Origin of the sequence: Microvirga rosea (assembly GCF_020595095.1) — a bacterium.
Taxonomy (GTDB): Bacteria; Pseudomonadota; Alphaproteobacteria; order Rhizobiales; family Beijerinckiaceae; genus Microvirga; species Microvirga rosea.
In genome coordinates, this window is the sequence record NZ_JAJDOP010000002.1 from 313,756 (window position 1) to 340,111 (window position 26,356).

Here is a 26,356-nt window from a genome sequence, read left to right on the forward strand (position 1 = left end):
TCTTCATCGCAACGATGCTATCGTTGTTGAAGGCGCTCGACGATGCACTGCCGCCTCAGTTCGGAAAGCGCATGGCTTGGAGCGACGTCTGCTGCGGAACGATCCAAAGATATTCGTTCTTCGCCACGGAATCCCCGGTGGCGTTTGCGGACGATGCCCAGACGACGAAGTTCAGGTACCAATCACCCTGCTGCGTGCTGGTGAATTCATGCATCGCCGTCTGATCGTGGTTGAGATACGGGTCCATTACGCCATAGTTCGTCTGCGAGCCGTCATGCAGATCCCAGCCGCTTTGAGGGCTGATCGGCACGGAATTGGCCCAGTCGAACCAATGCCCTTGGGGGGTGCGGGTCAGGAGCAACTGCGACGCTGAGAAGCTGTTGAAGTGAAAGCCGTAATACGGGACCGAAGAATTCGCCAGGCAGCTGACGGTCGTCGCGCCATTGACGATGATCTTTTCGCCTGCCGTCACGCCTGACAGCTGAATGCTGGAGACGGTCGTGGCTCCAAGGGTGCCGTCGGGCTTGTTGAAGTAAATGCCGCCTGCACCGGTCCCGTCGACTTTGTAGAGGGTGGTCATGATCGTCCTTTCTGGGGAAGTCGCATCGTGCAAGGGCGCACCTTGCAAAGGCGATGCGGATTGAAAGACAGATGAATCGACCGACGCGGCTGATGAGCACCGCGTCGGTCGATCAACGGCTGCGCCCATACCCCACCGCCTCCCGCTTCTCGTCCTCGCGCAGGAAGTCGGCCGCGGAGATGCGGCGCCAGAGGCTTTCGCGCTCACTGGCCAGGGCTTCGATGGCGTCGAGATCGGGTTCGAGATGGAGCGTTTCGCCGAAAGCCGGCGCAAGCCATTGGGCGATGGCCTGCGCGGTGCGTTTCGCCAGCGGGATCACCGTCTGGCGATAGAAGGCGCGGTTGGCTTCCGCGTAATTGGCGTGCGTGTTGTCGCCCGGCAGGCCGAGCAGCAGGGGCGGCACGCCGAAAGCGAGCGCGATCTCGCGCGCCGCCGCGGCCTTCGCTTCGACGAAATCCATATCCTTCGGCGACAACGACAGGGGCTTCCAGTCGAGGCCGCCTTCCAGCAGCAGGGGACGGCCCGCATTGCCCGCCCCCTGGTAGTTCGCTTCCAGCTCCTCCTTGAGGCGGCCGAACTGCGCGTCGTTCAGCATCGCATTGCCGACGACGAGCGCGCCGGAGGGCCGCGCGGCGTTGTCGAGGAGCGCCTTGTTCCAGGCTCCCGCCGCATTGTGTATGTCGAGCGCCGTGGCGGCGGCCTCCATCGGCGACAGGCCATAATGATCGTCGGCCGGGTGGAACAGGGTGAGGTGAAGAACCGGCGACACCGGATCCGAGCCCTGCGCGAAGCGGATCGTGCGCGCGCCCACCGCGTAATCGTAGGCGACCGGCCATCCGTCGGCGCCGGCAACCACGCGCATGCGGTCCGGCCGGAGGGCGTAAAGCTCCTGCGGCGCGGCATCGCCCACGGCCTCCACATAGGCGTTTCCCGAAACGAGAAGATGACCAAACACACCCTCGAGAAAGCGCTGCCCCCCTTCGCGCCCGTTGGGGCGGGCGAGCAGCGTGAGCAGAGGATGGTCCGTCACCTCCCTCCCCTCGGCCTTCAGAACGAGCGGCAGGGAGGCGGCCGCCTCGGACACCAGCCGGACCGAGCGGTGGACGATGGCGTTCTTCTGAAATCCCTCGCGGGCCAGGGCGGCGTAGTCCCGCGGGGTCCACAGCGCCTGTCCGGACACATAAAACGCCATCGAGGACGGGGCGCGCGAGGCTTTGGCATCGGGCGGGCCCCGAAACCAGCGGGTCAACATCGTCAACATGAAAAGCTCCGGCCCGTTTGCAATCGGGCAAAGAATAATTTGCTAAGCGTCGATTGACGCTGCACATTCAAAGAGTCACCTGGGCATCAGGCCCGGATCGGGCCGTCGAAGTCGTCAAGAAGTTTCAGAGAAAGTCCAAGTGTCATGCGCGATATGCTTCTGTTGATCGGCCGCATTCTTCTTGCGGCGATATTCGTGATTTCAGGCATCACCAAGTTCTATGCGCTGGGTGCCACGGCCGGATACATTGCGTCGAAGGGCTTGCCGGCGGCATGGCTCCTGGCGCCGGTGGCGGCGGTGGTCGAAGTCGCGCTCGGCCTTGCGGTCGTCGTCGGCTTCAAGACCCGCTGGGCCGCACTGGCCCTGGCGCTCTTCGCGCTCGTGACGATCCCGTTCTTCCACGATTTCTGGAACATGGCGGACGAGGCACGGGCGAACAACCAGATCCAGGCCATGAAGAACATCGCCCTGGCGGGCGCTTTTCTCATCCTCGTGGCTTCCGGCGCGGGACGCCTGTCGGCGGACCGGGTGTAGCGCTTGAAACGACGCCGCTAGAGAACGCGAATGCGCGGCTGCGCGGCCTCGCGCAGCATCAGCTCCGTCAGCGCCCATACGAGCGCGTCCATGCGGTCCGGGGAACGGCCTGAGCCGAGGCCGCCCGGACCGAAATCGCACAGCTCGTCCTCGAGATCGGGAAAAGCGCCCGCGTGGCGCACCCGGTCCTGCGCATAAAGCACCGACACGGGCTCCGCCCGCAGGTATTTCCCGCGTGTGGCGCGCACGCTTTTCACCGGCACGCCAGCGTCGATCTCGCGGATGACCTGCAAGGCCATCTCGCCGCCCTGATTGGTTTCGACGACCAGCGCGTCCGCCTGCAGGCGGCGATAAAGAGCGACGGCCCGCGCGCCCCATTGGGGCGGCGTCAGGCCGGATGCGCTGTCATCCGCCAGCACATAGGCCACGCCGCTCTCCGCGACGCCCGCCGCAACGATGCCGCACGCATCGGCGCGCCGGGACGACGATGCGGGCGGATCCACCGCCACCACGATCCGCGCCAGCGGCGGCGCATGCGCCACGCGGCACATCTCGAGGGTGTCCCGGTTCCAAAGAGCATCGGGCCTGTCCTCGATGATCTCGCCGTCGAGTTCCTGACGCCCGAGCCGCGTGCCCGCATAACGCCCGACCACCTGGTCGAGGAAAACGGGCGCCAGATGGGCCGCGTTGTCGACCGTCCGCGCCCGGGACACCGCCACGAGCGGATCCGCCAGGAGGCGCTTGAGCAACGGGATCGGCCGTGGCGTCGTGGTCACCACCTGACGGGGCCGCGCGCCCAGCCGCAACCCGAATTGCAGCATGTCCCACGTATCGTCCGCGTGGCGCCACTTCGCCAGCTCGTCGGCCCATGCGGCCTCGAATTGCGGACCGCGCAGCGAATCCGGATCCTCGGCCGAGAATACCTGCGCGACCGCGCCGTTGGGCCATTCGAGACGGCGCAGCGAGGGTGACCAGGCCGGGCGCTCGGAGCGCGCATGAACGGCCAGAATCCCCGCCGGTCCCTCGACCATCACGTTGCGCGCGTCCGCGAATGTTTCGCCGATCAGGGCGATGCGTCCGAGGGGCGCCGCCGAAAAATCCGGCTCGCCCAGCGCAATCCCCCGGATCCACTCGGCGCCGGTGCGGGTCTTTCCCGCGCCGCGCCCGCCGAGCATCAGCCAGGTCGTCCATGGATCGCGGGTGCGGCACACATCCGGCGGCCGCTGCGTCTCGTGACATCGGAGAGGCCAATGGCGAAGGGCGCGGGCAAAGTCGCCCTCAGACCAGGAGTCCGTCGCTTCCGCGAGCCTCCTCCTCCGCCACAATGCGCTCAAGGTGGCCAGCAAGCTCGTCTCGCAGTTCCTCGATGGTGCGGCTCGGGGCCGTTTCTGAATGTCCGGTGTCATCGCGCGTGTTGCTTTCCTGTTCCAGAAGCGCCTGCGCGGTCGTCAGCGTCCTGGCATAGGCGGCCAGCGTTCGGGCCGCCTTGTCGTGATCGAGCGGTTTCTTCGAACGCTGCTCCACAACCAGCGCATCGATGCGGGACCGCGTGACGCTCATGAGCGCCAAGGCCGCGTCCTTCAAGGTCCCTTGCACTTCTTCCCCGGCCGATGAGGCAGGCGATTCTGCTGGCTCCTCCTGCGCGGCCAACGCCAGCGCCTCCGCGCGTGGCGGCCACGACCACTCCGTCCGCAAGCGGCGGAAGGTCGGTGGGCTGATGTTCAGAAAAGCCGCAATGGATGCGACCGTCATCTTCTGGTGACGGCAATAAAAATCATAAGCCCGCTGCCGCATGGCGGCGGAAATCTCAACTCTGGCAGACATGAATGAACCAATAAAAAAACCGCTCAGGCACGAGGCCGGAGCGGTGATGAACCGACGTGAGCGACGGGGGGCTTCAAGTCACTCACACTTTGTCAGTGTTCTTGTTTTGTACTCTAAGAGCGGTTCGCTGTCAAGCCTGATTCAGGAGGATACCCCCTTCTTTGCCGGCGGCGCTGCCTTCCTCGGGCGCAAAACGCTTGCTTTCCCGGCCGTTCGGGACCTGCCCCTTCCCGGTCTCGCGCATCCGGTTCGCATGACTTCCATGCAGATCCACGAAATCGCATCGAAGCGAGCGACTCGCCCCTTGAGGATTCGCAACCAAACAGCGTTTCGTCCATGAAGAACCAAAGCCTGGCGGAGAAAGCGTTCGCCGTTTGTGCCGTTATCGGATTATGGCTCGGATAAAATTTCGTGATGTTTCGATCAAAGCGAGAACACAACGCAAATAAAAGATGAACGATTATTTGATCATGACCACAATTGTCGACGATACATCCTTATATAGCCTGTTGAATACAATAAGTCAAACAAAATTACATACCAGTTGCTTCGGGACGACAGAATGGTGCTCCCGCGCTCAGGGAAAGGAGAAATCAGCCGCGACCAGTTCATGGTCGGAGATCGGGCGCTCGTCCCGGTCGAGGGCCGGCAGAACCGCGGGGTTCGATGCCCGCAGCCCACGGAAGGCAAGCCAGTCGAGCTTCCTGAACGGCGGCTGCGGCTTGTTCTGTGGCCCGGTGCGCTGGGTCGGTTCCGCGAGGTTGGCACCCGCCCAGGTAAAGCCCGCTTCCTTCAGGCTCCCGAACAGGGGCTCGTGGCGCTCCGGCGAAGCGAGCAGTCCCTCGCGCTCCCCTTTGCCGTCGGGCATGGTCTTCGTGTTGAGATCGCCGCCGATCACCCAGGCATCATCGGGGCCGAGGCGCTCGATGGCCTGAAGCAGCCTGCGGATCTGCCTGTGCCGATCGTCCGCATCGCTCTTGCTTTCGAGATGGACTGCGGCGACCCAGAGGGGATGGGGAGCATCCGCGATGCGCGCCGCGACGGCGATCCGCCCGCCGACGCGGCGCTCCGTGCCCTCATGGCCGGAGAACCAGAAGCCGCCATCATCGAGCGGGATCACATGCGCAGCCTCGAGCGCGAGCTTGCTGACGATCGCATTGCCATGGAACCCGCGTGCATTGCGCGCGCCCGCATGCTCCTGCATTTCGTGAGCGTTGCCGAGGTCGAGTTCGACGAATTCGACACCATAGACATAGCCGTCGCCGGCGGCTCCGATCATCTCGCGCAAAGGCCGACCGTTGCCTGACCGCGCCATGCCGTCGTCAACCTCGCTGAGGAGAGCCACATGAGCACCCGAGGCGTCGAGCAAGGCACGCGCGGCATCGGGATGGGCAAGGCGCTCGGTATTGAACGCCGCAACGCGCAAATGTCCGGGCCACGGGAGCGCGGTCTCGGTCGGTCGTTGTTCCACCCGATGCAAGGCCTCGATCTGGCGCATGAACTCGTCATGCCGCTCCGGGAAAGCGGTTTCCCGGCGCGCCCGCGCCAGAAGATCGGGCTCCGGCACCGGCAGGTCGCTCACGATGGCATCGATCGGCTCGCGCATGGTTTGACATTCTCCGTGGTGCGATCACTTCGCCCAGATAGGGCACGCGCTGTCCACAGGGGCGTTAAGCACGACAAGAAAGTTTTTCGACGTTAGGAACTTCTTTTGGTATGTGGGGTTTATAGGCGGGACCAATAGGATTGTCGGGGAGAAAGCCCATGCTTACTTGGGCTGGCTTTGTTGCGCTTGTGCTCAGCGCAATCACATATCTGTCGGGCGATATTGGCGTCATCCTTCGCGGTGCTGCGGAACTCGCGGCTGTGGTCGCCCTTTTTGCCGTGGTCTGCGCCTTCGAGGCCTTCAACTAGTTCTAAAAAATTCGATGACGGGGCACGGGCGAAGAATCCGCCAGCTCCCCCTAGCCAATTTCCAAAACCGTCTTAATTGCCAAGTTAATGCAATGTTATAAAATGCAAAACATGAGCGCAGATCCCTCTCGCCTTGTCTCCCCCGCTGAGCCGTTCACGTTGCTCGGTTCGATTCCGGACGTGGTGAACTGCCTGGGAGTGCCGGGCTCTCTCCATCCGCAGGTCGCTGACCAGGAGCGCGCGAGGGAGTTCGCCGTGCTCGACGAAATCGGCAGCCCGTTCTGCGCCCTGGACCGTCACGGGCGCTTCACCTTCATGAACCGCGCCGCGGAGACCTATTACGGACTCCCGCGCGACATCCTGCTCGGACGGGTCGTCTGGGATCTGTTTCCGGGCTCAATGAAATCGCTGCGCCCCGCTTGCGACGACGTCCTTGCGACGCGGCGGCCGGCCGTCGTCGAGGCCGATCCCTCGCGTGGATCGGCGCCCATCACCCTCAGGATCTTTCCGTACCAGGACGGCGTCGGGGTGAGCTTCGGCGAATGGAACGCTCAGCGCCGCGCCGAAGAAGTCCTGCAGGAAAGCCAGGCGCAGCTGACGGCCCTTGCCGACAATCTTCCGCTCGGCATGGTTTATCAAATGAACGACGGCGTCGGTTTCGAGGACCGGCGCTTCCTCTATGTCTCGGCGAGCTGCGAGCGGCTCAACGGCATTCCGGCGAAGCAGGTCATCGCAAATCCGCGTTTCCTGTTCGATCTCATCCTGCCGGAACACCGGGAGCATGTGGCGATGACGCTGTTCGAAGCCCATCGCGACCGCACGTCCTTCGATGCCGAGTTCGAAATCCGCCACGCGAAAACCGGCGAAATCCGCTGGCAACGGATCGTGGATGCCCCCCGCCAACTCCCCGACGGCGCCTATGTGTGGGACGGCATCCAGATCGACATCACCGACCACAAGAAGGCCGAGGAGCACCTCCGGCTGCTCGTCAACGAGCTCAATCACCGGGTCAAGAACACGCTGGCGACCGTCCAGTCGTTGGCGGTGCAGAGCTTCGCCCGATTCAGCTCCCATTCCGACGACGCGTTCTCCCGCGCCCGCCATGCCTTCGAGGCCCGGCTCTTCGCCCTGGCGCGGGGGCACGACGTTCTCACCCGGGAGAATTGGGAGGGAGCGCGCCTCTCGGATATCGTGCGCCAGTCCTTTGCGCCCTACCAGAACCGGTCCGGCGGATCGGACGCCATCACGACCACGGGCCCCGACCTTCGCGTGTCGCCCGCCATCGCCCTCAGCCTCTCCATGGCCCTGCACGAATTGTGCACCAATGCCCTGAAGTACGGGGCCCTCAAAGCACCGGAGGGCCATGTGAGCATCGCCTGGTCGGTCAGCGGAGACGAGAACGTGCCGCGCCTTCGCATGCGCTGGGAAGAACGGGGCGGACCCGCTGTTGCGCGGCCGTCCCAGAAAGGTTTCGGCTCCCGGCTAATCGAGGACGGGCTTTCGCGGGAGCTGAACGGCAGCGTCCATCTCGCCTTCGAACCCACCGGCGTCGTCTGCGCCATCGACGTCCCGCTTTCCTGAGGACTTCTTGCCTGAGGTAGCGGAAATGTGCCGGCTCAGGGGCCTGCCGGCCGGGCGGGCATCTCAACCATTCGTCGATAGGCGCTGGAATCGGCTTGCAGGCGGATCCACTTTTGTTGTCAATACCAGCCCAAGTGACACAGTCACGATTCCAGGGAGAAACGAACCCATGAAACGTCGCCAGTTCTTGCAGGCCGCAACGATCGGTGCCGCATCGACGGCTGTCGCCGCACCGGCGATCGCCCAGTCGATGCCCGAAATCAAGTGGCGCCTGCAATCCGGATTTCCGAAGTCCCTCGACACGATCTACGGCGCGGCCGAGGTGATCGCCAAATTCGTCTCGGAAGCATCCGACGGCAAATTCCAGATTCAGCCCTTCGCCGCCGGTGAAATCGTCGGCACGCCGCAGGTGGCGGACGCGGTGGGCAACGGCACCATCGAGATGGGCCACACCTGCTCCTACTACTACTTCGGCAAGGACCCGACCTTCGCCCTCGGCACCGCCGCGCCGTTCGGCCTGAACGCCCGCCAGATGAACGCCTGGCTTTATCACGGCACCGGCAACGACCTGCTGAACGAGTTCTACGCCAAGCACAATCTGTATGGCATGCCGGCCGGCAACACCGGCGTGCAGATGGGTGGCTGGTTCCGCAAGGAAATCAAGACACCGCAGGATCTGCAGGGCCTGAAGATGCGCATCGCCGGCATCGCCGGCATGATGCTGGCAAAGCTCGGCGTCGTGCCGCAGCAGATCCCCGGCGGCGACATCTATCCGGCCCTCGAGCGCGGCACCATCGACGCGGCCGAGTGGGTCGGGCCCTACGACGACGAGAAGCTCGGCTTCTCGAAGGTCGCGCCCTACTACTATTACCCGGGCTTCTGGGAAGGCGGACCGGCGATCCACCTGTTCATCAACCAGGGCAAGTGGAAGGAACTGCCGAAGGCCTATCAGACGATGCTGACGGCCGCCGCCGGCTACGCCAACAACGACATGCTGGCCAAGTACGACGCCCGCAACCCGGCGGCCCTGCGCCGCCTGCTAGGCGCCGGAACGCAGCTGCGTCCGTTCTCGCAGGAGATTCTCGAAGCCGCCTACAAGGCCGCCAACGAAGTCTATGACGAAGTCTCGGCGAAGAACCCGGACTTCAAGAAAGTCTACGAGAGCATTCGCAGCTTCCGGAACGAAGAATACCTCTGGTTCCAAGTGGCCGAGTACTCCTACGACACGTTCATGATCCGGGCTCGCGCCCGCGGTTAACGCACATCACACTTTCGTGAACTTCAGGGCGGTCATTTGGCCGCCCTTTTTTCATGCCCTGTCCTGTTTATCTCTCGGGACCAGTTTGTCCTGTGAGACATGACGGCAAACCGTCACTCCCGACGGAATGCGAGAAGGAAGAGGTCATCGGCCCATGGTATGGACGTTTCGCGTCACCTTCCTGCTCTTCCTGGCGTGGCTGATCTTCCTCGTCTCGCCCTTTGTCGCCCTCTACGATCTGGCAAAGGCCGTGCAGGCCCGGGACAGCGCGCGCATCGAGGAGAGGATCAACATCCATGCCCTGCGGGTCTCATTCTCCCGCCAGCTTCTCGGGGAATATCTGAAGACTTCGGACGGACAGGAGATCGCGGGCATCGACAAGAACGCCGCCGCCAATGCGGGCGCAGCCGTGTTCGATCCCTTTATCGAGAAGCTCGTGACTCCCCAGGCCATCATGGAGCTTCTCGAGAAGGGCACCACGACCCAGGGAACCGGCACAACTTCGCCCAACCTTCAGGCGTTCGATCTCGCGAATGTGAATGGCACGACCCTTCGCCGGGCCTGGGATCTCTTCATCGCATCGGAATCCCAAGGCTTCCGCAGCATCGTCATGCCTGTCCCGACGGACAAGCCCAAGGATGAGCAATTCCGCCTCACATGGCGCATCAGCGGAACCACGTGGCGTCTGACGGGCATCGATTTGCCGAAAGCCCTTCGCGAGGAATTGATCAGGCGGATGCCGCCGCCATCGGGCTAAGGAACGTTTTCGACCCAGGCGTTTTTCAACCAGAGAGGTTTCCAGGGAGGGTCCGAGGATCGGACCTTCAGCCCTGTCCTGTCGGTCGATCAATAAACAGCATCGGCAAAGCCGACACAGACCATGGCACTCAAAGTGTTCGAGCAAGCATCTTCAGCTCTGCAGAAGCAGCCATCCCACAGTCGCAAGTGGAAATACGGTACCCAACAAGAAACAGATGACACCGGACGACATTTGCAGTCCCTCCTATACTTGGAGAAACTCATTCGTTAACTTTCCGTTCCTGTTGCGTGCCATCGGTCGCAGCTGAATGGCCGCCGCCCCCGGATCTTCCGGCGCGATCCGAACGGTCAAGATCGACGTTCAGAGGAACCGACCATCCCGCATCTGATTGTCTGAGCAGGGTGGACTTGGCGCGAGGGACAAGCACGATGGATGATCGGAATCTCCCGGTGCGGGAGCGGATGAGCGATGTGGAGTTCGTCCGGAAAACCCTGATTCTGATCGGGATCGTCATCGTCGTCCTGATCCTGTGGGTCCTGTCGGATGTCCTGCTTCTGGCCTTCGGGGCCATCCTCGTGGCGATCATCCTCCATACGGTGGCCGACGTGCTGGCCCGGTACCTGCGCGTGCCGACGCGGTGGAGCCTTGCACTTGCGGCCCTTGTGATCTTCGCGTTCTTCGTCGGCCTCGCCTTCCTGTTCGGCTCCAACATCCGCAACCAGTTCAGCGCCGTCGCGGAGCAGTTGCCGCTCGCCCTCGATGCGTTCGGACAAAAGCTCGGCATCGGGCAGATCTCGGACAACCTGTCGGACCTGATCAGCCAGATCCCGAGCAGCGGCTTCGCGCAACGCATCGCCGGCATCGGCGGCATCGTGCTCGGCGGATTGACGGATTTCGTGCTGGTGGTGATCTCGGGCCTTTATATCGCCGCCTCGCCGCGGCTGTACTACAAGGGCTTCGTCAAGCTGTTTCCGGTCGGCCAGCATGAGCGGATCGAAGACGCCCTGGTCGCCTGCGGCCAGGCCCTGAAGCTCTGGCTGCTGGGCCAGTTCATCGCCATGATCGGCGTCGGGATCCTGTCGACGCTGGCTTTCTGGATCATCGGCCTTCCATCGCCCTATGCCCTCGGGCTGATCGCGGGCGTTTTGGATTTCATCCCCTTCCTGGGGCCGATTCTCGGCGCTCTCCCGGCGGTCCTGATCTCCTTCACCCTGGGCAGCGAGGCGGTGGTCTGGACCGTGATCGCCATGCTGGTAATTCAGCAGATCGAGGGCAACCTCATCCAGCCGATCGCGCAGCGGAAGATGGTGGACATCCCCCCGGCTCTCGCCCTGTTCGGCATCGTGATCGGCGGTGTCGTCTTCGGCACGGTCGGGCTGATGCTGGGCTTCCCGCTGGTGGTCGTCATCTACGTGCTGGTCAAGAAACTCTATGTCCGCGAAGTTCTCGGAGAGGCAACGCCCGTTCCCGGCGAAACAAAGAGCAAAGAGAAAACCCCCGCGCCCGCCGCAGAAAGCCTCTGATCGAGCCCTGCAGGAACCTGGCCTCGAACAAAAGGAGCCGCCTCCGTGCGGGAGAGCGGCTCCTTGGGTGGCGACATGGCCATGCGCCAAGATGATTCCGGAAAGTATCCGGCAGTAGAACATAAGTTGTCAGGCTGTATCGGATCATCGTGCGGCGGGCATCAGGCCGCATCGCGCACGGATTATCCGTGAGAATTCTGCTTCGGCGGAGTCATTGTCATAGCCTCCCATCAGGCGAAGTCTTTATAAGGTCTGCCCTGATCTCGTGGAAGTCAATCCCGGAAATCATCGACTTGAAAGTTCCCGGGCCTCGACTTGCCTCACGGGCATGGGAAGCTTGGCAAGACTTTGCCGCATGAGTGGATTCAGGCCGGAACCGATCAGGGAAACGGCCTGTCCCCGTCCGTATCATCCCCGACGGGCCAGTCCACGAGGCGCTCCAGAAGCTCCCGCACCGTGAAGTCCTCCTCGGGGCCCGCCACCCGGTCGCGCACCGACATGCCGGCGGCATGGACGGTTTCCCGGTCGCCGGAAACAAGGTGGTGCCACCAATAGAGATCATGCCCTTCCGCCAGCAGCCTGTAGGCGCAGGTGGTCGGCAGCCAGGCGAGCTCCCGAACGGCTTCGGGAGTCAGGCGGACGCAATCGGGCACCTTGGCCTGCCGGTTGGGGTAATCCCGGCAACGGCAGGTCTGGTCGTTCAGGAGAGTGCAGCCCACATCGGTGTAGAGAACCTCGCCCGTATCCTCGTCCTCCAGCTTGACGAGGCAGCAGCGTCCGCAGCCGTCGCACAGGCTTTCCCATTCCTCGGACGTCATGGCGTCCAGGGGCTTTGCCTTCCAGAACGGAATATCTTCAGGCTTTAAGGTTGCGGGGGCTGTGATATCCATAAGGAAGGTCTCAATCCTTTCTTTACGGCACTTTAAAGGAGATGGGGATCTGCGGGTTTTGGGCCTTCCCTCGTGAAGCGACAGAACCATATGAACCGTCAAGCCTTTTCGCGAGTTGTTAATAAAAGCACCGGCGGTCTCCCCGCCGTCCGGAGCCTTGAGGACTTACCCGAACCCATTTCCCTCGACCACCCCGCCCCTTAAGGACTTCCCCCGTGCGCCCGCAGCCCCGTACGCCCTTCAGAACAAGGATCAAGCGTGCAGCCTTGGCATTCGATGCCTGGCTGAACTCGTCGCTGTTCCAGGGAGGCCGAAAGTTCGCCAATGGCTGGGAAACCTATTCCGATTGGGCGAAGTGCCTGCGGTTTCGTGGCGCACCCCGGGCGATCCTCGATCTGACGAGCGAGGCCGTCACCCTCAGCGTGGTCGGTGGCATCGTGATGCTGGCCCTGGCCTTGCCGGCGTTCCGGGAGACCGAGGAGGACTGGCTCAAGACCCAGGATCTCGCGGTGACCTTCCTCGATCGCTATGGCCAGGAAGTCGGGCGGCGCGGCATCCGGCTCGACGATTCCTACAAGCTTGAGGATTTCCCCGATTACCTCGTGAAGGCGGCGCTCGCCACGGAAGACCGCCGCTTCTACGAGCATTGGGGCATCGACCCCATCGGCACCTTCCGGGCCCTCGTGGTGAACGCGCAGGGCGGCGGCGTCGTGCAGGGCGGCTCCTCGATCACCCAGCAGCTCGCCAAGAACCTCTTCCTCACCAACGAACGGTCGCTCGAGCGCAAGATCAAGGAAGCCTTCCTGGCCATCTGGCTCGAATTCCACCTGACCAAGGACCAGATCCTCAAGCTCTATCTCGACCGCGCCTACATGGGTGGCGGCGCCCACGGCGTCGTGGCCGCGACCGACTATTATTTCGGCAAGTCGGCCAAGGATGTGACCCTGGCGGAAGCCGCCATGCTCGCGGGCCTGTTCAAGGCGCCGACGAAATACGCGCCGCACATCAACCTGCCGGCGGCCCGCTCCCGCGCCAATGACGTGCTGCACAACATGGTCGAGGCGGGCTTCCTTACGGAAGGCCAGATCCAGACCGCGCTCCGCAATCCCGCGACCCCGGTCAACCGCAGCCGCGAGACGACGCCCGACTTCTATCTCGACTGGGCGTTCGAGCAGGTGAAGCAGCTGGCCGCGGAGAAGAAGTTCGGCAGCGACCGCGTCCTGACGATCAAGACGCCCCTCGACACCGCCCTGCAGGCCCATGCCGAGGAAACGCTGGAGAACGCCCTGCGCCAGCATGGGCGCGAATACCATGCCGGTCAGGGCGCCATCGTCATCATGGACGTGGACGGAGCCGTGCGCGCCATGGTCGGCGGGCGGGATTACGGCCAGAGCCAGTTCAACCGGGCGACCGACGCCCTGCGCCAGCCCGGCTCGTCGTTCAAGCCCTTCGTCTACGCGACCGCCCTCATGGCGGACCCCAAGCTCACCCCGTCCTCGACGGTCGTGGACAAGCCGATCTGTCTCGGCAACTGGTGCCCGCAGAATTACGGACGCTCCTTCTCCGGCAGCATGCCCCTGGTCTCGGCCCTCGCCCGTTCGATCAACTCCATCCCCGTCTGGATGTCCCTGCAGATCGGCAAGGGCAACGCGAAGGCGGGCCGCGCCAAGATCATCGAGACCGCCACCAAGATGGGCCTGACCCATCCGCTGACGGATTCGAGCTCCCTGCCCATCGGCGCCGCCGAGGTGACGGTGATCGACATGGCGTCCTCCTATGCGGTTTTCGCCAATGGCGGGCGCAAGGCTCCCCCTTACGCGGCCTGGGAGGTGCGCAACTCGCAGGGCGACATCATCTATCGCCGCTCCGTCGACGCGCCGCAGCCGCAGGTTCTGGAACCGCGGGTCGTGAACGCCATGAACTTCATGATGAACAAGGTCGTGGAGGAAGGCACCGGCAAGCGCGCGATCCTCGAGGGCATCCGGGCCGCCGGCAAGACCGGCACGACGAACGCCTATCGCGATGCCTGGTTCGTGGGCTTCACCGGAAATCTGGTCGGGAGCGTCTGGTTCGGCAATGACGACCACAGCACCATGAACAACATGACGGGCGGCACCCTGCCCGCCTCCACGTGGCAGCAGGTCATGAGCTTCGCGCACCAGAACCTGGAGATCCGGCCGATCCCGGGCCTCGAGGGCGAGAGCAACGCCAAGGTCGCGGCGGCGAACCGCAATGCGAGCGACGAGGCGTCGGCGATGCAGCAGGCTTATCTCGCCGGAACCTTGTCCAGGAAATCCTATGAGGTGATCGGCCAGATCGGGCATCTCTTCCAATCCGCCGCCCGGCCCGCAGCGGCCGCGGCTCCGGATCCGTCCCGAACCTCGGATAGCGGCGAGAAGCCCACGGCGAACGCGCGGCGTTTCGCCATGCCGTAAAGCCGCGAGTTCCCCTACGATACGCTGGCGTCCGGTGCGGACCGGATCTATGGGAATGGGCAGCGGCCCGCAAAAATCGACTCCCCTTCCGGAAGCGCCGCTCTAGATCGAGGATGTGTTCTTCATCATGCATGCTCCGATGTTCCCTTCCTCCTCATACGGCCGCCCGTGACAGCCAGACCCGTTTCGCCCGCACTCCTCATCGTCTACGCCCTGCTTCTCGCCCTGGGCCTCGGCATCGGCTCGGCCTACGCGGTGCTCAAGGGCAATCCGCCCTTCGGCAGCCGCCATCTGGGCCCCTGGCAGACCTGGCCGAAGCTCGGATCGGCGGACGCGGACCCCTATATGCGCGCCATCGTCGCCCGGCGGGGCGACATCCCGCTGGCGACGGGCGAAGGCCTCGCCCTCACGGCGCTTGAGGACAAGGATGGCCGCAAACTCGATTCCGCCTGCACCTACCGGATCGGCCCGTCGACTCCGGCAGCGCGTTGGTGGACCCTGACCGTCTACGACGAGGCAGGCCAGCTTACGCCCTCCGAGCTGGGCCGCAGCGGCTTCACGTCCTCGGAGATCGTGCGCCGGGGCGACAGCACCTTCGCGGTCGTCCTGTCGCGGACCCTGAGCCCGGGCAATTGGCTTCCGCTGCCCGCCTCGGGACCGTTCACGGTGATCCTGCGCCTCTACGATATTCCGGGCGCGGCGGGCCTCAACCTGAACGCGGAGGATCTGCCGACGATCGAGCGCGTGGAGTGCGGCGCATGAGCAATCTGAACCGCTTCCTGCTCGCCACCGGATGCGGCCTGGTTCTGGCCGCTGGGGTTCATATCGCGGTTGTCCTGGCAGCGCCCTATTTTGCCCAGAACGACGCCTTCGGCCGTCTCCAGGAAACGCTGACGGAAGATCAGGCCCAAGTGATCAGCGCGCCCGGCGCCAGCAAGACATGGGTTCCGCTCGCCGACCCGGCGACGGCGGTTGCGGCCTGCGCGTTCGACCTGTCGGATGGTCCGGTCCGGGTGACCGCGAAGACCGCCCAGGATTTCCTCTCCTTCTCGTTTCACACCAAGACCCGCGGCGTCTTCTTCGCCGTCACGGACCGGGCGGCGGTCCGCGGCGAGCTCGAGCTCGTGGTCATGACCCCGCGCCAGCTGGACGAAGCCCGCGCGGCTGAAGACGAGAACGATCCCTCGCGGGACGTCCGCATCGTCGCGCCGCAGGAACAGGGATATATCGTCGTTCGCGTCGCCGCTCCGCATGCGAGCCAGCGAGGCCGGGCGGAGGAGACCGCCAAAGCCGTCACCTGCACGGTCGACGAAGACGAGGACGAAGCGAGCTGATGGCGCGGCCTGCCGACTGGCGTGCGATGGCGACGGAAGACCTTCCGGCCGTCAAAACCCTCGCCGATCACATTCACGTCGATCATCCGGAAGACATGGCGGTGTTCGAGGAGCGCCTTGCGCTCTATCCGGACGGATGCCGTGTGCTGGAAGAGCACGGCCGGCTGATCGGCTATGCGCTGACGCATCCCTGGCGTTTCGGCGCCCCGCCGGCGCTGAATTCACGGCTGCAGACGATCCCTGTGGACGCGACGACCTATTACCTGCACGATGTGGCGCTGCTGCCGGACGCACGGGGCAAGGGACACGCGGCAGGGATCGTGAACCAGATAGCGGAGCATGCGCGAACCAGCGGCTTCGACAATCTGTCGCTCGTTGCCGTCAACGGTTCTCGGGTGTTCTGGGAAAGGCTCGGATTTCGGGAGGCGATGACGCAGGCCTTGCGTCGGAAACTTTCATCGTACGGCAGCGACTCTCTTCTGATGCGCCGGGAGCTTTCCCCCTCAGGCACATGAGGCGTCACGCAGGCCGATGCCTGACGCGTCTCGATCGCAGGTCAGGAGCGGCGGCGGGTGCTGTCGGATGCGAAGGGACGGGAAGGACCCGGGGTTGGCGAGGGCCGTTCGTAGCGCACACCCGTGAAGAGCAGGATCTCTCCCCGCGGCTCGGTGGCCGACAAACTCGGACGTGGTGGACGGGACGAGGGATTGGGAAAACTAACGACCGTCCCCGGCGATCTGCTCCAGATATCACTCATGTGGAATCCTCCATTTCGCTCCGCTGCCTGCTTTGTCTGCTCCCCCCACAAAATAACTCTATGGTTAACAGACCGTTTCCGGCGAGCAAACTTTACGCGAAAGCTTTACCTGACGCTGAATCAACATGTGGCGCGGCGCATCGGTTCCTTACGAAAAAGAGACATGACCTCCCGTTGCGACCGACATTTTACAATGCGCTAACGGCCCGTCCGTAAGGATACTCCTTGTTGGTGTTTCAGAAGAGTTGCGTTCATGACTGCCCTTCCACAGGAGCCTTGGCCCGGACTGTCGGGTCTCGGATTGGCGGATGTCGGAGCGACGGATTCGCGCGCGGCTCTTCTCGTTCTGAATGCGGAACTCTTCGCCGCCGCGCCGACGCGCGATCGCGAAATTGTCGAGACATTCGAGTCTCTTGCGCTCGGATTCATCCCGCGCATGGATCATGCGACTCTCGTCAGACTCGCGCGGATTCTTGCCCCTTGCGAAGACACGCCGCCCGCCGTTCTGGAACGCCTTCTGCGGCATTCCTCCGAGACGCGGAGCATCGTGCTCGACCACATGGTGGAATTCTCGCCCGCTCTCGTGAAGCGGCTTCTCGGAACCGCCGACGGGCGTCTGCGCCTTGCATCCCATCCGGCCCTGAACGCGACGACCGTCGATCACCTTCTTGTGATGCACGAACATGCGGTTGAGGATGCACTCGCGGCAAACCGTTGTATTCTGCCGACAGGTCCCGCGATGCGCGAACTGATCCGACGGGCGCGCCATCGGCCGTCCCTTGCGGCTGTTCTTCTTGCACGCGTCGCATTGTGTCCCGGTGACGAGGCGGCGCTCTATCTCGCGGCGGATCCGGAGCGGCGAAAGGCCATCCGCGAGCGCCTCGCCACAGATGAGCCGATCCTCCCGCCGATGCTCGAACTGACGGACTATGAAACAGCGGCCCTGATGGCCGCGGCGCGCGCCGGCGACATTCCTCATTTCGAGACCCTGCTGCGTTACGCGTTCCGGCTGGCGCCGGAGACCGAGTGGCGGTTTCTCGCAGCCGGCCGGTACGATCTTCTCGCTCTTGCCCTTAAAGGGATCGGCTTGCCGGAGCGGGATGCGATCGCGATCCTCTTCCATCTCCACCCTGCCCTGTCGGCGTCCCTCGCAACGATCAAGAGTCTCGTGCGGACGATGCGGAGCGTGCCGCGCGCCGTCGCCATCGAACTGGTAAGGACGATTCTCGGCGCACCGGACCGTTCGCGAACACCATCGCGTCCACTCCCTGTCTGAACACACTCCGTCCCGACGGATGAGACCGGCGCAGTCCGAACGATCTCGAGTGTGGGGAGGAGCCCGTATTCTGCGGACCTTGCGTGCCAGGGTCCCAATCCAGTCAGCGTCTTGAGATCGCTATTGTGGCTGTCGGACGCGGCGCTGGCCGCTGTCGTGGCGTTCTGGCTTGAGCTATCGCACTGGTCAGTAAAACCGCTCGCCGCGCTCCAGCTGGGCCAGCATCATTGCCATCCGCTTGGCCCGTGTCTCGGGCTTCTTCGCCGTGTGAAGGCGATAATAGATCGGATAGAGGTTCTTGCGATCGAGGGTCAGGAAGAACGCTTTCGCCTCCGGCCTTGTTTCGAGGGCGTCGAGGAAGTCCTGCGGGATCGTCATCGTCGCCGAACCGGCATAGGCCTTGTCCCACCGACCGTCGGCCTTCGCGGCCTCCACCTGCGCCAATCCGGCCGGAGCCATCCGACCTTCCGCGATCAGCGTCGTCGCATGAGCGCAGTTCTTGGCGGACCAGTTGGACTTCGGCTTCCTGGGCGTCAGGCGCTGTAGGAACGACTCCGCATCGAGCGGCTGTTTCTGCCCGTCGATCCACCCGAAGCGGATCGCCTCGATCACGCAATCGGTCCAGGTCACAGAGGGCCTGCCCGCGCTCGACTTGAAGATCCTGACCCAGAGTTCCGTTGCAGACTGATGATGGGTCGCAAGCCAGTCGCCGAGCTCCGCCGCCTTCTGAAACGCCAGGGGTGTATGCCGTGTGCCAACCATTCCAAACGCTAGGCTGCCGCCAAACATGTTGCAAGGCTTACGCGACGCCGGTTCCATCCGCATGAGTGAGTCCGGATCCTAGTCCTCGGTCGCGAGATCGAGGAAGTGCCGACCTGCGCGGTCATCGACCTCCACCAGCCAGAGGTCCGGGTCGAAACGGATCTCCCGCGCCATCCGCTCCTCGATATCGAGCGGCATCACGTCCTGCAGGACCGGCGAGAACCGGCGCTCGCCGCTTTCATCGAGAAACATCTGCGGCGCGGGACCATAGAGGCTCGCGGTGCCGTCGAGGCGGTCCACCTTCACGAACACGGCTCCCGCCTCCGCCGCTCCGCGCTTGCGCAGGGCAGCCTCCACACCTTCGACGCCACAGCGGCGAAGATAGGCGGAGACCCAGAAATCCGAGCGCAGGCGATTCATGCCGCGCCCCCCTGCCTTGGCGTCGGGATCGCCGCCGGGCCCGGCCCGCTCACGGAATCGGCAGTCCGGACAGGGATGCGAGCTCCCGCAAGGTCCGCGCGCCGAACTCCCCCGTCACGGGAAGGTGCCGGTCGCGTTCGAAGCGCTCGATGGCCTGGCGTGTCCCGGACCCCATGATGCCGTCCGGCTTGACCCCATAACCGAGCTTCGCGAGGGCCCGCTGCCCGAGCAGAACCGGATCGGCGTCCGAACGGCCGACGCTGGCCGGAGGCACCGGCACGGGCCCGCCCATGCGGATCATTTCGGCAATGGTGTCCTGCGCCTGCTGCTGTTGCTGCGCCCGGGGAGCCGGAGCCGTCTGAGGAGGCGGCGCGGCGACGACGCGCTGCGGCTGGGTCACCTCTCCCTTGTTGATGAGATCGGCAATCGCGCTGCGCGGCGGTGGCCGGACCGGCGCGGGGGGCGCCGCGGTCGCCGGGTGGCTCGTCGCCGGCGGCTCGGCGGCCGGTGTTTCGAGGAGCGCCGTGGGAGCCGGCGTGGATGCGGGTGCGGGGCGCGACGGCGGCAATATCGCGGGTGGAACGCTCTCCGGCGGCTGGGCGCCGGAATGGCTGAAAAGCGGCGCCGGATGGCGGACGGTCTGCAAGGCCAACGCGTTCCAAGCGATGGCGGCGGCGCAGCCGCTCAGGAGCACGGCGGTCAGCGCCTCGCGCGGGCGCTGGAGCACGAAGAGCAGCGCCTTCGCCCCGAAGCCCGGCTCGCGCTTCGCCTTCGCCGGAGGCGCCCGGCGGGCCGACGCGGGACGGCGCGCCGGCGCAGGTCGTCGCGCCGGAGGAGCGGACGTTACGAAATCATCGTCGTCGTGGCGAGCGGCTAGGGCTTCACGCAAGTTCGATCTTCCCGTCTTGAGAATGACGGCGGCCGATTCCGGTCGCGCATCATCGTGGACAGCACCCTGCCAGAGGGCGCTTAAGCGAACCTAAAGGGACCGGGGGAAACTGCCGCGCTCGGCGCGCGGCACCATCTCCGGTCGCCTGCCCGGTTCCCTCCCCGTGGATGCAAAGCCCGGGCTTTTCCTTATTTTCTCCGGAAAATCCGGGAATTCCAAGACGGGCGCCAGCTATCAACCTTTTGTTTATCCTGATTCAAGGTTGCGCCATCCCGGCCTACGGCTCGGCCCACACACCGGCTATGATGAAGCATCGTCACATCAACCCGGCAGCGAGGAGCGGGTCATGTTTTCTCTTCTGCGCGCCGTTCTGATCATCGGAGCGATCTTCTACTATTCGCCGGTCCGCCAGGGCGATGACGGCTCCTCGGCGCTGGACGGCCTCCTGGCGTGGGGCCAACAGAAGCCTGAGACGATCGCGGCCCAGCCCGGCCCCGGTTCCGCCGAGGCCCCCGCACGCCTCGAAACCATGTGGCACGCCCTGCCCGAAGGCGCCAAGCAGGCGGTGATCGATAAGATTCTGGAAACCTCCGGCCTCGGCGCACCGGCGCAGCCGGCCGCTCCCGCCGGCGATACGCTCAAAGCCAGCGACCGGCAGGCTCCCTGGCGGGGAGACGCGAAGAAATCGAGTTCGTGACGCCGCGCATCGTCGCCAAACCGGATCCGAGCCCTTATATGACCGGCACAGACCATGAGCCGGAACACCATGCTGCCGCGGATTGACGAGATCGTTTCCAACTTCGAACTCCTGGACGACTGGGACGAGCGCTATCGCTATCTCATCGAACTGGGACGGATGATGGAGCCCCTTCCCGAGGAGGCCCATGTGGAGGCCAACAAGGTCCGGGGCTGTGCCAGCCAGGTGTGGCTCGTGATGAACCGGGACGCGTCGCGGGACGAGCCGAGGCTCCATCTCGTCGGCGACAGCGACGCCCATATCGTGCGCGGCCTCGTCGCCCTGCTGATCGCCCTCTACAACGGAAAGACCGCCTCGGAGGCCCTGGAGACAGACGCCCTCGGCCTGTTCAAGGAGCTCGGCCTCGCGGAACACCTGACGCCGCAGCGCTCCAACGGCGTCAGGTCCATGGTCGAGCGCATCCGTCACGATGCCCGGGAGGCCCTCGCGGCCTCCTGATCGGCTGTCCCGTCAGCGGGAGAGCACCGTTTCAGCTCTCGCGCCCGATGCTCTAGGGGCGTCCTCCGTCGATCACCACGGCCTTCCAGGTGCGGATGCCCCGCGATGCGGCGGGCCCCTGCGCGGTAGCCTCGATGCCGTAATGCTCCGCCAGGCGGGCGAGCGCCATTCTCACGACGATCTTGGCGGAACGCGGAGGCCATTGCCGCTCCCGTTCGATCAGCTCCAGGCCCTTGAGAAAGCCGCACAGATCCATCAGCAGGTCGCTGAAATCGCCTCCGACCGCATCGAAAGCATGGCGAAGCCGTTGCCGGGCGGCCACCATGCGATCCGTCGCATCCGTGGGTCCGCTCGTTCCGGCCTGACTCGGCATTCCGTCCCAGCGTGCCGTAACGCCCGGCAGAAAGCCCGCCAGCATGATGTCGGCGCGCAGCCGCTCCCCGGCCTGGTAACAGGCATCGTCGATCAATGGCTGCCCGTCCCGGCCCTTGCGCCGCCGCAGCCAGTCCAGCGGGCTCTCTTCCGTGTCGACGCGGACGCGGCGGCGTCCGTCCTTTTCCGGGATGACGGCCTCTTCGATATGCCGGTGCTGATGGAAGAAACGGACCTCCGGCTCCGGAGCGCCGACGCGCCGCAAATGGGCGCGGCCCGCCTCGGTCAGCGAAAGGCTGTCGGACCCCGTTGAGCCGGCCTCCCAGCGGGCGAGATCCTGGCGCGCGAGAGTGTCCGCAGCCGCCTTCGAAAACCGCCCCGCCCCCACCGTGACCGCAGCCCGACGCTTGCGGAGAATCACCTCGGCCGCATCGGTCGGATCGACGAAGGCCTGCGCTTCGGGCAGCCCGAGCGCCTCAAGCAGACGCTTCGCCTCCCGGCTCAAGGCCGGGCGCGGCAGCGCCAGATTGCTTTCCGGCTTTCCGGACTTCGCCTTCGCGGCTTTGGCGTGGCCATGCCCGATTGATTTGGCGTGCTCGGGTCTTTGCTTTCCAATACCTTCAATATCCTTTTTGTTCATGTTTTGTTCCTTGCAATAAATTAAGAAGGGACGAGTCCCTTCGTGATGAATAGTGAGCGCATATTCCTACCTGTCAAGTTGCCGCAGGACTGTGGATAATTCTGGGGATGACAGGGGTTTATCCACACGGCTCCGTTTCGGCGCATTTTGGTGCAGAGAGATGGGCGTCGGACGAATTGCATACGCATCGCATCACCATCGGCGCACGACATTATGCGAATACGGTGAGGGCGCTATTCAGTCTTTTGCTGCGGAACGAGTTCCAGGTCGTCCACGGCGAAGGATGCCTCCTGTGAACTGCCGCCTTCGAACCAACGGCACAGCACCCAATCGTCATGAACGGACACGATGGTGAACTGACGTTCCGGGTAGCATTTGGGCCGAACGATTTGCCCAATCTGAAACGGCATGAGCGCAAACCTCTCAAGAGGCGAGATCAAGAGTGACGACGGTGCGTGTCTTTTCGAAGGCGCGGAGACGATGGGGAGGCTTTCTGACGATCCGTCATCGCGGACAGCACATGCGCGAAACGCCAAGCCGCACAAACCGTCTAGATGATAGCGGAGCCGTCGGAACTCATGCGGATGTCGCCGATGCGACGGGCGAGTTTATCCGCATCGTGTCCGTTGACGCGGATCTGCACCACCGTCCATTCGCTTTCGGATTTCCAGAGACGGAAGGAGAGAATGATGCCGTCGCCATCCCTGCGCGCATTCGCATGGGTCGCGTTCGGCAGATCGTATGGTCCACGGCCGTTGAACGTAAGATTGCCCACTCGTCCCTCCGTTTGAGAACTGGCTTTCGCCCTGATCGGAGGCCAGACGGTTCCAAACGTTGGCCGAGGTGCCGGCGCGTCATGCGAAGCACTCATGTCATGTTCAATAACAGGAAAGCTGCGGCGGCGTTATGAAAACTTTTCTGGAATCCCGCCCTGGCAGCACCTTGAAGATCGTCGGATCCGCATCGAGGATCTGTTTTTCGCTCATCGCAAACCACCGCAACACCAAGAGCCCGCCATTTTATCTGGAGGCGCCAGCGCGGCGGTGAGGACGCCAGCTGAACCGCAGCCAAAGAAAAAGGCCGCCCGTTCAGGCGGCCTTTTCGCATTGTTGAGTGAAGCGTCTCAGCCGCGCGCCGACCGACGCTTACGCCGCTGCTGGCCAAGACCCATTTCTTTTGCAAGTTCGGAACGGGCCCGTGCGTAGTTCGGCGCAACCATCGGATAATCCACAGGCAATGCCCACTTCTCGCGGTACTGCTCGGGAGTCATGTTGTATTGCGTGCGCAGATGGCGCTTCAATGACTTGAACTTCTTACCGTCTTCCAGGCACACGATGTAATCCGGCGTCACCGACTTCTTCAGCGGAACAGCAGGCTTCGGCGCCTCGGTTGGAGCCTCGGCGATTCCGCCGCCGACCCGGATGAGAGCGGTATGGATCTCGTTGATCAGCGCAGGAAGCTCACCCGACGGAACGGAGTTGTTGCTCACGTAAGCCGACACGATATCCGCTGCCAACTCAATGTAGTTTGATGCAGCGCTAGTTTCACTCATTGTACTTTTCTTCCTTTCCGATCCCGGCTCCCACTCGAACTTAGCACAAATTTGGTTTCGAATAGTTTCACAGGAGACGTTGCTTGCTTCGCCTCTGAACCGCATCGTAATCGCACAGAAATCGAGCTTTCTCGACCACCTATGCCAGTTTTTAGGCGATTACAAGATCTTCGCCGGGAAAACTTCCAAAAAACTTTGTATCATCTTACTAAGCGCAATAAAACCGCGCGGTTAAAAGTCTTAACCATCACCATAGGTAAGCAGGATGAGAAAATTCGCAGGTTCTCGACCGTAAGAAGTAGCTAGAAATCGTTTGTTGGAAATGCTTGGCTTTTGCCTGACTCTGCCTGGCGGACCTGGAATGGCAAATCTGAGTTATATGTGGGATGTCTTTGCCGTTCCGGCACAACTTCTAATTCGGGTATCTGTTAATGAAACGTGAAAGTCTCTCGCTGTCTCCGCTGCCGCCCGCGCCTTCGATTCCGGCGAAAGACTATTATTACAATATACATAATACTCGTATTCGCGACGACTATGCTTGGTTGAAGGCCGAAAACTGGAAAGAGGTTCTCAAAGACCCTGCCGCACTCTCCCGTGAGATTCGCCAATGCTTGGAACGGGAGAACGCTTACGCGGCGGAGGTATTTCGCGGAACGGAGACGTTGCAGGACAAACTCGTCGCTGAGATGCGTGGGCGCATCAAGGAGGATGATTCCTCCGTTCCGGCCCCTGACGGCCCTTATTCCTATTTCACCCGCTACCGCGAAGGCGGCCAGCATCCTCTGATCGGCCGGATGCGGCGCGACGGCAGCGCCGAGACGATCATGCTCGACGGCGACAAGGAGGCCGAAGGCCATGCGTTCTTCGATCTCGGCGGCGCGGACCACTCGCCCGACCATCGCCTCATGGCCTGGTCCGCCGATATCAAAGGGTCCGAATACTTCACGATCCGCGTGAGAGACCTCGACAGCGGGAAAGACCTCGACGACGTGGTCACCCGTACGTCCGGAGATGTGGTCTGGCTCGGCGACTCCTCCGGGTTCTATTACGTGGAACTCGACGACAATCATCGCCCCGTCCGCGTCAGGCGGCACAGGCTCGGCGGGAGGCCGGAAGAGGACGCCGTGGTCTATGAGGAGAAGGACCCCGGTTTCTTCGTGAAGGTCGGGGCGACCCAGTCGAACGCCTTCGTGCTTATCGAGGCCAGCGACCACGAAACCTCGGAGGTATGGCTCCTCGACCGCGCCGACCCTTCCGCCGCCCCGCGCCTGGTGGAAGCGCGAACCCCCCGGCTTCAATATGATGTGGAGCACCACGGGAACGACCTGATCATCCTCACCAACGCCGACGGGGCGGAAGACTTCAAGATCGTCACGGCTCCCGTCGCCGCGCCCCAGCGGGCCCACTGGCGCGATCTGGTTCCCTACCGGCCCGGCACCATGGTTCTCTTCGTCATGGCCCTCTCGCGCCATCTCGTGCGCCTGGAGCGGGAAGACGCCAAGCCGCGCATCGTGCTGCGGGAGATGGCGAGCGGCCGGGAGGAAACCATCGCGTTTCCGGAGGAAACCTACTCCCTCGGCGTCGACCCCGGATACGAGTTCGACACGGACGTGATCCGTTTCCGCTATTCCTCGCTCAGGACGCCGAACGAGGTGATCGATTACGACCTCCGCACCGGAAGCCGGACCCTGCGCAAGCGGCAGGAAGTTCCGAGCGGCCACAATCCCGACGATTATGTCACCCGCCGCCTTTTCGCGACCGCTCCCGACGGTGAGAAGGTCCCGGTGTCCATCGTGCATCGGCGCGAGGTGGCTCTCGACGGCTCCGCTCCCCTCCTGCTCTACGGATACGGCTCCTACGGCTTGTCCATGTCCGCGAGCTTCCGGACGAACATCCTGTCCCTCGTCGACCGGGGCTTCGTCTATGCCATCGCCCATATTCGCGGCGGCACGGAAAAGGGATGGCACTGGTATCTCGACGGCAAGCGCGAACGGAAGACCAACACCTTCACCGATTTCATCGCCGCTGGCGAAGCGCTGGTGTCGGCCGGATACACATCCAGGGGACGGATCGTCGCCCATGGCGGAAGCGCGGGCGGGATGCTCATGGGGGCGGTCGCCAACATGGCGCCGGATCTCTTTGCGGGCATCATCGCCGAGGTTCCGTTCGTCGATGTCCTCAACACGATGCTCGATGCGGAGCTGCCCCTGACGCCGCCGGAATGGCCGGAATGGGGAAACCCGGGAGCCGATGAGGCGGCGTTCAGGACCATCCTGTCCTATTCGCCCTACGATAACGTGAAACCTCAGGCCTACCCGGCGATCCTGGCCCTTGCCGGGCTGACGGACCCGCGGGTCACCTATTGGGAACCGGCGAAATGGGTGGCCCGCCTGCGCGCCACCATGACCGGCGGGGGGCCGGTCGTCCTCAAGCTCAACATGGATGCCGGTCACGGAGGCGCCGCCGGGCGCTTCGACAGGCTGGAAGAAGTCGCCCTCGCCTATATCTTCGCTCTCATGTGCGTCGAGGGGTTTCCATCATAAATGGAACTGTCTTACATTTTCAGTGGTATAATGTGGGCGGACAGGGACCCAATGGA

28 protein-coding genes are annotated in these 26,356 nt (G+C 63.6%); 14 read left to right on the forward strand and 14 right to left on the reverse strand.

Annotation, left to right across the window (positions count from 1 at the left end; genetic code table 11):
* Positions 1–55 precede the first annotated feature (55 nt).
* Complete coding sequence (locus tag LJD17_RS05880; RefSeq protein ID WP_227383219.1) at positions 56–580, reverse strand: hypothetical protein; 525 nt, start codon at positions 578–580, stop codon at positions 56–58.
* 112 nt (positions 581–692) lie between these two features.
* Positions 693–1,841, reverse strand: coding sequence for a phage portal protein (locus LJD17_RS05885; RefSeq protein WP_227383220.1), 1,149 nt, complete (start codon positions 1,839–1,841; stop codon positions 693–695).
* A gap of 144 nt (positions 1,842–1,985) precedes the next feature.
* Between LJD17_RS05885 and LJD17_RS05890 the strand changes: the two genes are divergently transcribed.
* Positions 1,986–2,375 (forward strand): DoxX family protein, encoded by a 390-nt coding sequence (locus LJD17_RS05890; protein WP_227383221.1) that lies wholly within the window; start codon positions 1,986–1,988, stop codon positions 2,373–2,375.
* 17 nt (positions 2,376–2,392) lie between these two features.
* On the opposite strand, the gene LJD17_RS05895 is transcribed toward LJD17_RS05890, so the two are convergent.
* The 3 genes from LJD17_RS05895 to LJD17_RS05905 all read right to left on the reverse strand — a co-directional run bounded on the left by LJD17_RS05895 (position 2,393) and on the right by LJD17_RS05905 (position 5,805).
* A complete protein-coding gene (locus tag LJD17_RS05895) occupies positions 2,393–3,709 on the reverse strand; it encodes a DNA-packaging protein (RefSeq protein WP_227383222.1) in 1,317 nt (438 codons plus the stop codon).
* Positions 3,654–4,199: a hypothetical protein gene (locus tag LJD17_RS05900; RefSeq protein ID WP_227383223.1), complete on the reverse strand. Its 546-nt coding sequence runs from the start codon at positions 4,197–4,199 to the stop codon at positions 3,654–3,656. Before LJD17_RS05900 ends, LJD17_RS05895 begins: the two co-directional genes overlap by 56 nt.
* A 577-nt stretch (positions 4,200–4,776) precedes the next feature.
* Entirely contained in the window at positions 4,777–5,805 is a 1,029-nt protein-coding gene (locus tag LJD17_RS05905; RefSeq protein WP_227383224.1) for an endonuclease/exonuclease/phosphatase family protein, read from the reverse strand.
* A gap of 158 nt (positions 5,806–5,963) precedes the next feature.
* Here LJD17_RS05905 and LJD17_RS05910 point away from each other — a divergent pair, with 158 nt between their 5' ends.
* From LJD17_RS05910 to LJD17_RS05930, 5 genes are all read left to right on the forward strand, one after another.
* Positions 5,964–6,113, forward strand: a complete 150-nt coding sequence (locus tag LJD17_RS05910; protein ID WP_227383225.1) for a hypothetical protein — start codon at positions 5,964–5,966, stop codon at positions 6,111–6,113.
* A gap of 111 nt (positions 6,114–6,224) precedes the next feature.
* Positions 6,225–7,694 (forward strand): sensor histidine kinase, encoded by a 1,470-nt coding sequence (locus tag LJD17_RS05915; protein WP_227383226.1) that lies wholly within the window; start codon positions 6,225–6,227, stop codon positions 7,692–7,694.
* 169 nt (positions 7,695–7,863) lie between these two features.
* Positions 7,864–8,952: a TRAP transporter substrate-binding protein gene (locus tag LJD17_RS05920; RefSeq protein ID WP_227383227.1), complete on the forward strand. Its 1,089-nt coding sequence runs from the start codon at positions 7,864–7,866 to the stop codon at positions 8,950–8,952.
* Positions 8,953–9,106: 154 nt separating this feature from the next.
* Positions 9,107–9,709, forward strand: a complete 603-nt coding sequence (locus LJD17_RS05925; protein WP_227383228.1) for a DUF2939 domain-containing protein — start codon at positions 9,107–9,109, stop codon at positions 9,707–9,709.
* Positions 9,710–10,140: 431 nt separating this feature from the next.
* Complete coding sequence (locus LJD17_RS05930; RefSeq protein ID WP_227383229.1) at positions 10,141–11,235, forward strand: AI-2E family transporter; 1,095 nt, start codon at positions 10,141–10,143, stop codon at positions 11,233–11,235.
* Positions 11,236–11,615: 380 nt separating this feature from the next.
* Here the strand turns inward: LJD17_RS05930 and LJD17_RS05935 are convergent, their stop codons facing one another.
* Positions 11,616–12,125: a YcgN family cysteine cluster protein gene (locus tag LJD17_RS05935; protein ID WP_227383230.1), complete on the reverse strand. Its 510-nt coding sequence runs from the start codon at positions 12,123–12,125 to the stop codon at positions 11,616–11,618.
* 215 nt (positions 12,126–12,340) lie between these two features.
* Here LJD17_RS05935 and LJD17_RS05940 point away from each other — a divergent pair, with 215 nt between their 5' ends.
* From LJD17_RS05940 to LJD17_RS05955, 4 genes are all read left to right on the forward strand, one after another.
* Positions 12,341–14,560 (forward strand): transglycosylase domain-containing protein, encoded by a 2,220-nt coding sequence (locus tag LJD17_RS05940; protein ID WP_406600765.1) that lies wholly within the window; start codon positions 12,341–12,343, stop codon positions 14,558–14,560.
* Between the two features lie 168 nt (positions 14,561–14,728).
* Complete coding sequence (locus LJD17_RS05945; RefSeq protein WP_227383232.1) at positions 14,729–15,322, forward strand: DUF1214 domain-containing protein; 594 nt, start codon at positions 14,729–14,731, stop codon at positions 15,320–15,322.
* Positions 15,319–15,894, forward strand: a complete 576-nt coding sequence (locus tag LJD17_RS05950) for a DUF1254 domain-containing protein (RefSeq protein WP_227383233.1) — start codon at positions 15,319–15,321, stop codon at positions 15,892–15,894. Before LJD17_RS05945 ends, LJD17_RS05950 begins: the two co-directional genes overlap by 4 nt.
* A complete protein-coding gene (locus LJD17_RS05955; protein ID WP_227383234.1) occupies positions 15,894–16,409 on the forward strand; it encodes a GNAT family N-acetyltransferase in 516 nt (171 codons plus the stop codon). Before LJD17_RS05950 ends, LJD17_RS05955 begins: the two co-directional genes overlap by 1 nt.
* A 41-nt stretch (positions 16,410–16,450) precedes the next feature.
* Here the strand turns inward: LJD17_RS05955 and LJD17_RS05960 are convergent, their stop codons facing one another.
* Entirely contained in the window at positions 16,451–16,651 is a 201-nt protein-coding gene (locus tag LJD17_RS05960) for a hypothetical protein (protein ID WP_227383235.1), read from the reverse strand.
* Between the two features lie 253 nt (positions 16,652–16,904).
* Here LJD17_RS05960 and LJD17_RS05965 point away from each other — a divergent pair, with 253 nt between their 5' ends.
* On the forward strand, positions 16,905–17,927 hold the full coding sequence (locus LJD17_RS05965) for a DUF2336 domain-containing protein (protein ID WP_227383236.1): 1,023 nt from the start codon (positions 16,905–16,907) through the stop codon (positions 17,925–17,927).
* A gap of 186 nt (positions 17,928–18,113) precedes the next feature.
* Here the strand turns inward: LJD17_RS05965 and LJD17_RS05970 are convergent, their stop codons facing one another.
* The 3 genes from LJD17_RS05970 to LJD17_RS05980 all read right to left on the reverse strand — a co-directional run bounded on the left by LJD17_RS05970 (position 18,114) and on the right by LJD17_RS05980 (position 19,998).
* Positions 18,114–18,689 carry a YdeI/OmpD-associated family protein gene (locus LJD17_RS05970; RefSeq protein WP_227383237.1) on the reverse strand — a complete coding sequence of 192 codons (576 nt, stop codon included), beginning with the start codon at positions 18,687–18,689 and terminating at the stop codon, positions 18,114–18,116.
* A 78-nt stretch (positions 18,690–18,767) separates the two neighbouring features.
* Entirely contained in the window at positions 18,768–19,109 is a 342-nt protein-coding gene (locus tag LJD17_RS05975; RefSeq protein WP_227383238.1) for a DUF1491 family protein, read from the reverse strand.
* 49 nt (positions 19,110–19,158) lie between these two features.
* Complete coding sequence (locus LJD17_RS05980; RefSeq protein WP_227383239.1) at positions 19,159–19,998, reverse strand: peptidoglycan-binding domain-containing protein; 840 nt, start codon at positions 19,996–19,998, stop codon at positions 19,159–19,161.
* A gap of 346 nt (positions 19,999–20,344) precedes the next feature.
* On the opposite strand from LJD17_RS05980, the gene LJD17_RS05985 reads away from it, so the two are divergent.
* Together LJD17_RS05985 and LJD17_RS05990 are read left to right on the forward strand one after the other, a co-directional pair.
* Positions 20,345–20,695 carry a hypothetical protein gene (locus LJD17_RS05985; protein ID WP_227383240.1) on the forward strand — a complete coding sequence of 117 codons (351 nt, stop codon included), beginning with the start codon at positions 20,345–20,347 and terminating at the stop codon, positions 20,693–20,695.
* Between the two features lie 54 nt (positions 20,696–20,749).
* The gene (locus tag LJD17_RS05990; protein ID WP_227383241.1) at positions 20,750–21,193 is read left to right on the forward strand and encodes a SufE family protein; all 444 of its coding nucleotides are present in this window, start codon (positions 20,750–20,752) and stop codon (positions 21,191–21,193) included.
* A gap of 52 nt (positions 21,194–21,245) precedes the next feature.
* Here the strand turns inward: LJD17_RS05990 and LJD17_RS05995 are convergent, their stop codons facing one another.
* The 4 genes from LJD17_RS05995 to LJD17_RS06010 all read right to left on the reverse strand — a co-directional run bounded on the left by LJD17_RS05995 (position 21,246) and on the right by LJD17_RS06010 (position 23,757).
* The gene (locus LJD17_RS05995; protein ID WP_227383242.1) at positions 21,246–22,205 is read right to left on the reverse strand and encodes a DUF6456 domain-containing protein; all 960 of its coding nucleotides are present in this window, start codon (positions 22,203–22,205) and stop codon (positions 21,246–21,248) included.
* Positions 22,206–22,438: 233 nt separating this feature from the next.
* Entirely contained in the window at positions 22,439–22,615 is a 177-nt protein-coding gene (locus LJD17_RS06000) for a hypothetical protein (RefSeq protein WP_227383243.1), read from the reverse strand.
* Between the two features lie 140 nt (positions 22,616–22,755).
* A complete protein-coding gene (locus tag LJD17_RS06005; RefSeq protein ID WP_227383244.1) occupies positions 22,756–22,980 on the reverse strand; it encodes a hypothetical protein in 225 nt (74 codons plus the stop codon).
* Positions 22,981–23,328: 348 nt separating this feature from the next.
* On the reverse strand, positions 23,329–23,757 hold the full coding sequence (locus LJD17_RS06010; protein WP_227383245.1) for a MucR family transcriptional regulator: 429 nt from the start codon (positions 23,755–23,757) through the stop codon (positions 23,329–23,331).
* 431 nt (positions 23,758–24,188) lie between these two features.
* Between LJD17_RS06010 and LJD17_RS06015 the strand changes: the two genes are divergently transcribed.
* Complete coding sequence (locus tag LJD17_RS06015) at positions 24,189–26,300, forward strand: S9 family peptidase (RefSeq protein WP_227383246.1); 2,112 nt, start codon at positions 24,189–24,191, stop codon at positions 26,298–26,300.
* The last annotated feature ends 56 nt before the right edge of the window (positions 26,301–26,356 follow it).

Coding starts and splice junctions, on each gene's coding strand:
- LJD17_RS05880 (WP_227383219.1), bottom strand. CDS start 580: ATGACCACCCTCTACAAAGTCGACGGGACCGGTGCAGGCGGCATTTAC.
- LJD17_RS05885 (WP_227383220.1), bottom strand. CDS start 1,841: ATGTTGACGATGTTGACCCGCTGGTTTCGGGGCCCGCCCGATGCCAAA.
- LJD17_RS05890 (WP_227383221.1), top strand. CDS start 1,986: ATGCGCGATATGCTTCTGTTGATCGGCCGCATTCTTCTTGCGGCGATA.
- LJD17_RS05900 (WP_227383223.1), bottom strand. CDS start 4,199: ATGTCTGCCAGAGTTGAGATTTCCGCCGCCATGCGGCAGCGGGCTTAT.
- LJD17_RS05905 (WP_227383224.1), bottom strand. CDS start 5,805: ATGCGCGAGCCGATCGATGCCATCGTGAGCGACCTGCCGGTGCCGGAG.
- LJD17_RS05910 (WP_227383225.1), top strand. CDS start 5,964: ATGCTTACTTGGGCTGGCTTTGTTGCGCTTGTGCTCAGCGCAATCACA.
- LJD17_RS05915 (WP_227383226.1), top strand. CDS start 6,225: ATGAGCGCAGATCCCTCTCGCCTTGTCTCCCCCGCTGAGCCGTTCACG.
- LJD17_RS05920 (WP_227383227.1), top strand. CDS start 7,864: ATGAAACGTCGCCAGTTCTTGCAGGCCGCAACGATCGGTGCCGCATCG.
- LJD17_RS05925 (WP_227383228.1), top strand. CDS start 9,107: ATGGTATGGACGTTTCGCGTCACCTTCCTGCTCTTCCTGGCGTGGCTG.
- LJD17_RS05930 (WP_227383229.1), top strand. CDS start 10,141: ATGGATGATCGGAATCTCCCGGTGCGGGAGCGGATGAGCGATGTGGAG.
- LJD17_RS05935 (WP_227383230.1), bottom strand. CDS start 12,125: ATGGATATCACAGCCCCCGCAACCTTAAAGCCTGAAGATATTCCGTTC.
- LJD17_RS05950 (WP_227383233.1), top strand. CDS start 15,319: ATGAGCAATCTGAACCGCTTCCTGCTCGCCACCGGATGCGGCCTGGTT.
- LJD17_RS05955 (WP_227383234.1), top strand. CDS start 15,894: ATGGCGCGGCCTGCCGACTGGCGTGCGATGGCGACGGAAGACCTTCCG.
- LJD17_RS05960 (WP_227383235.1), bottom strand. CDS start 16,651: ATGAGTGATATCTGGAGCAGATCGCCGGGGACGGTCGTTAGTTTTCCC.
- LJD17_RS05965 (WP_227383236.1), top strand. CDS start 16,905: ATGACTGCCCTTCCACAGGAGCCTTGGCCCGGACTGTCGGGTCTCGGA.
- LJD17_RS05970 (WP_227383237.1), bottom strand. CDS start 18,689: ATGGTTGGCACACGGCATACACCCCTGGCGTTTCAGAAGGCGGCGGAG.
- LJD17_RS05975 (WP_227383238.1), bottom strand. CDS start 19,109: ATGAATCGCCTGCGCTCGGATTTCTGGGTCTCCGCCTATCTTCGCCGC.
- LJD17_RS05985 (WP_227383240.1), top strand. CDS start 20,345: ATGTTTTCTCTTCTGCGCGCCGTTCTGATCATCGGAGCGATCTTCTAC.
- LJD17_RS05990 (WP_227383241.1), top strand. CDS start 20,750: ATGAGCCGGAACACCATGCTGCCGCGGATTGACGAGATCGTTTCCAAC.
- LJD17_RS05995 (WP_227383242.1), bottom strand. CDS start 22,205: ATGAACAAAAAGGATATTGAAGGTATTGGAAAGCAAAGACCCGAGCAC.
- LJD17_RS06000 (WP_227383243.1), bottom strand. CDS start 22,615: ATGCCGTTTCAGATTGGGCAAATCGTTCGGCCCAAATGCTACCCGGAA.
- LJD17_RS06010 (WP_227383245.1), bottom strand. CDS start 23,757: ATGAGTGAAACTAGCGCTGCATCAAACTACATTGAGTTGGCAGCGGAT.
- LJD17_RS06015 (WP_227383246.1), top strand. CDS start 24,189: ATGAAACGTGAAAGTCTCTCGCTGTCTCCGCTGCCGCCCGCGCCTTCG.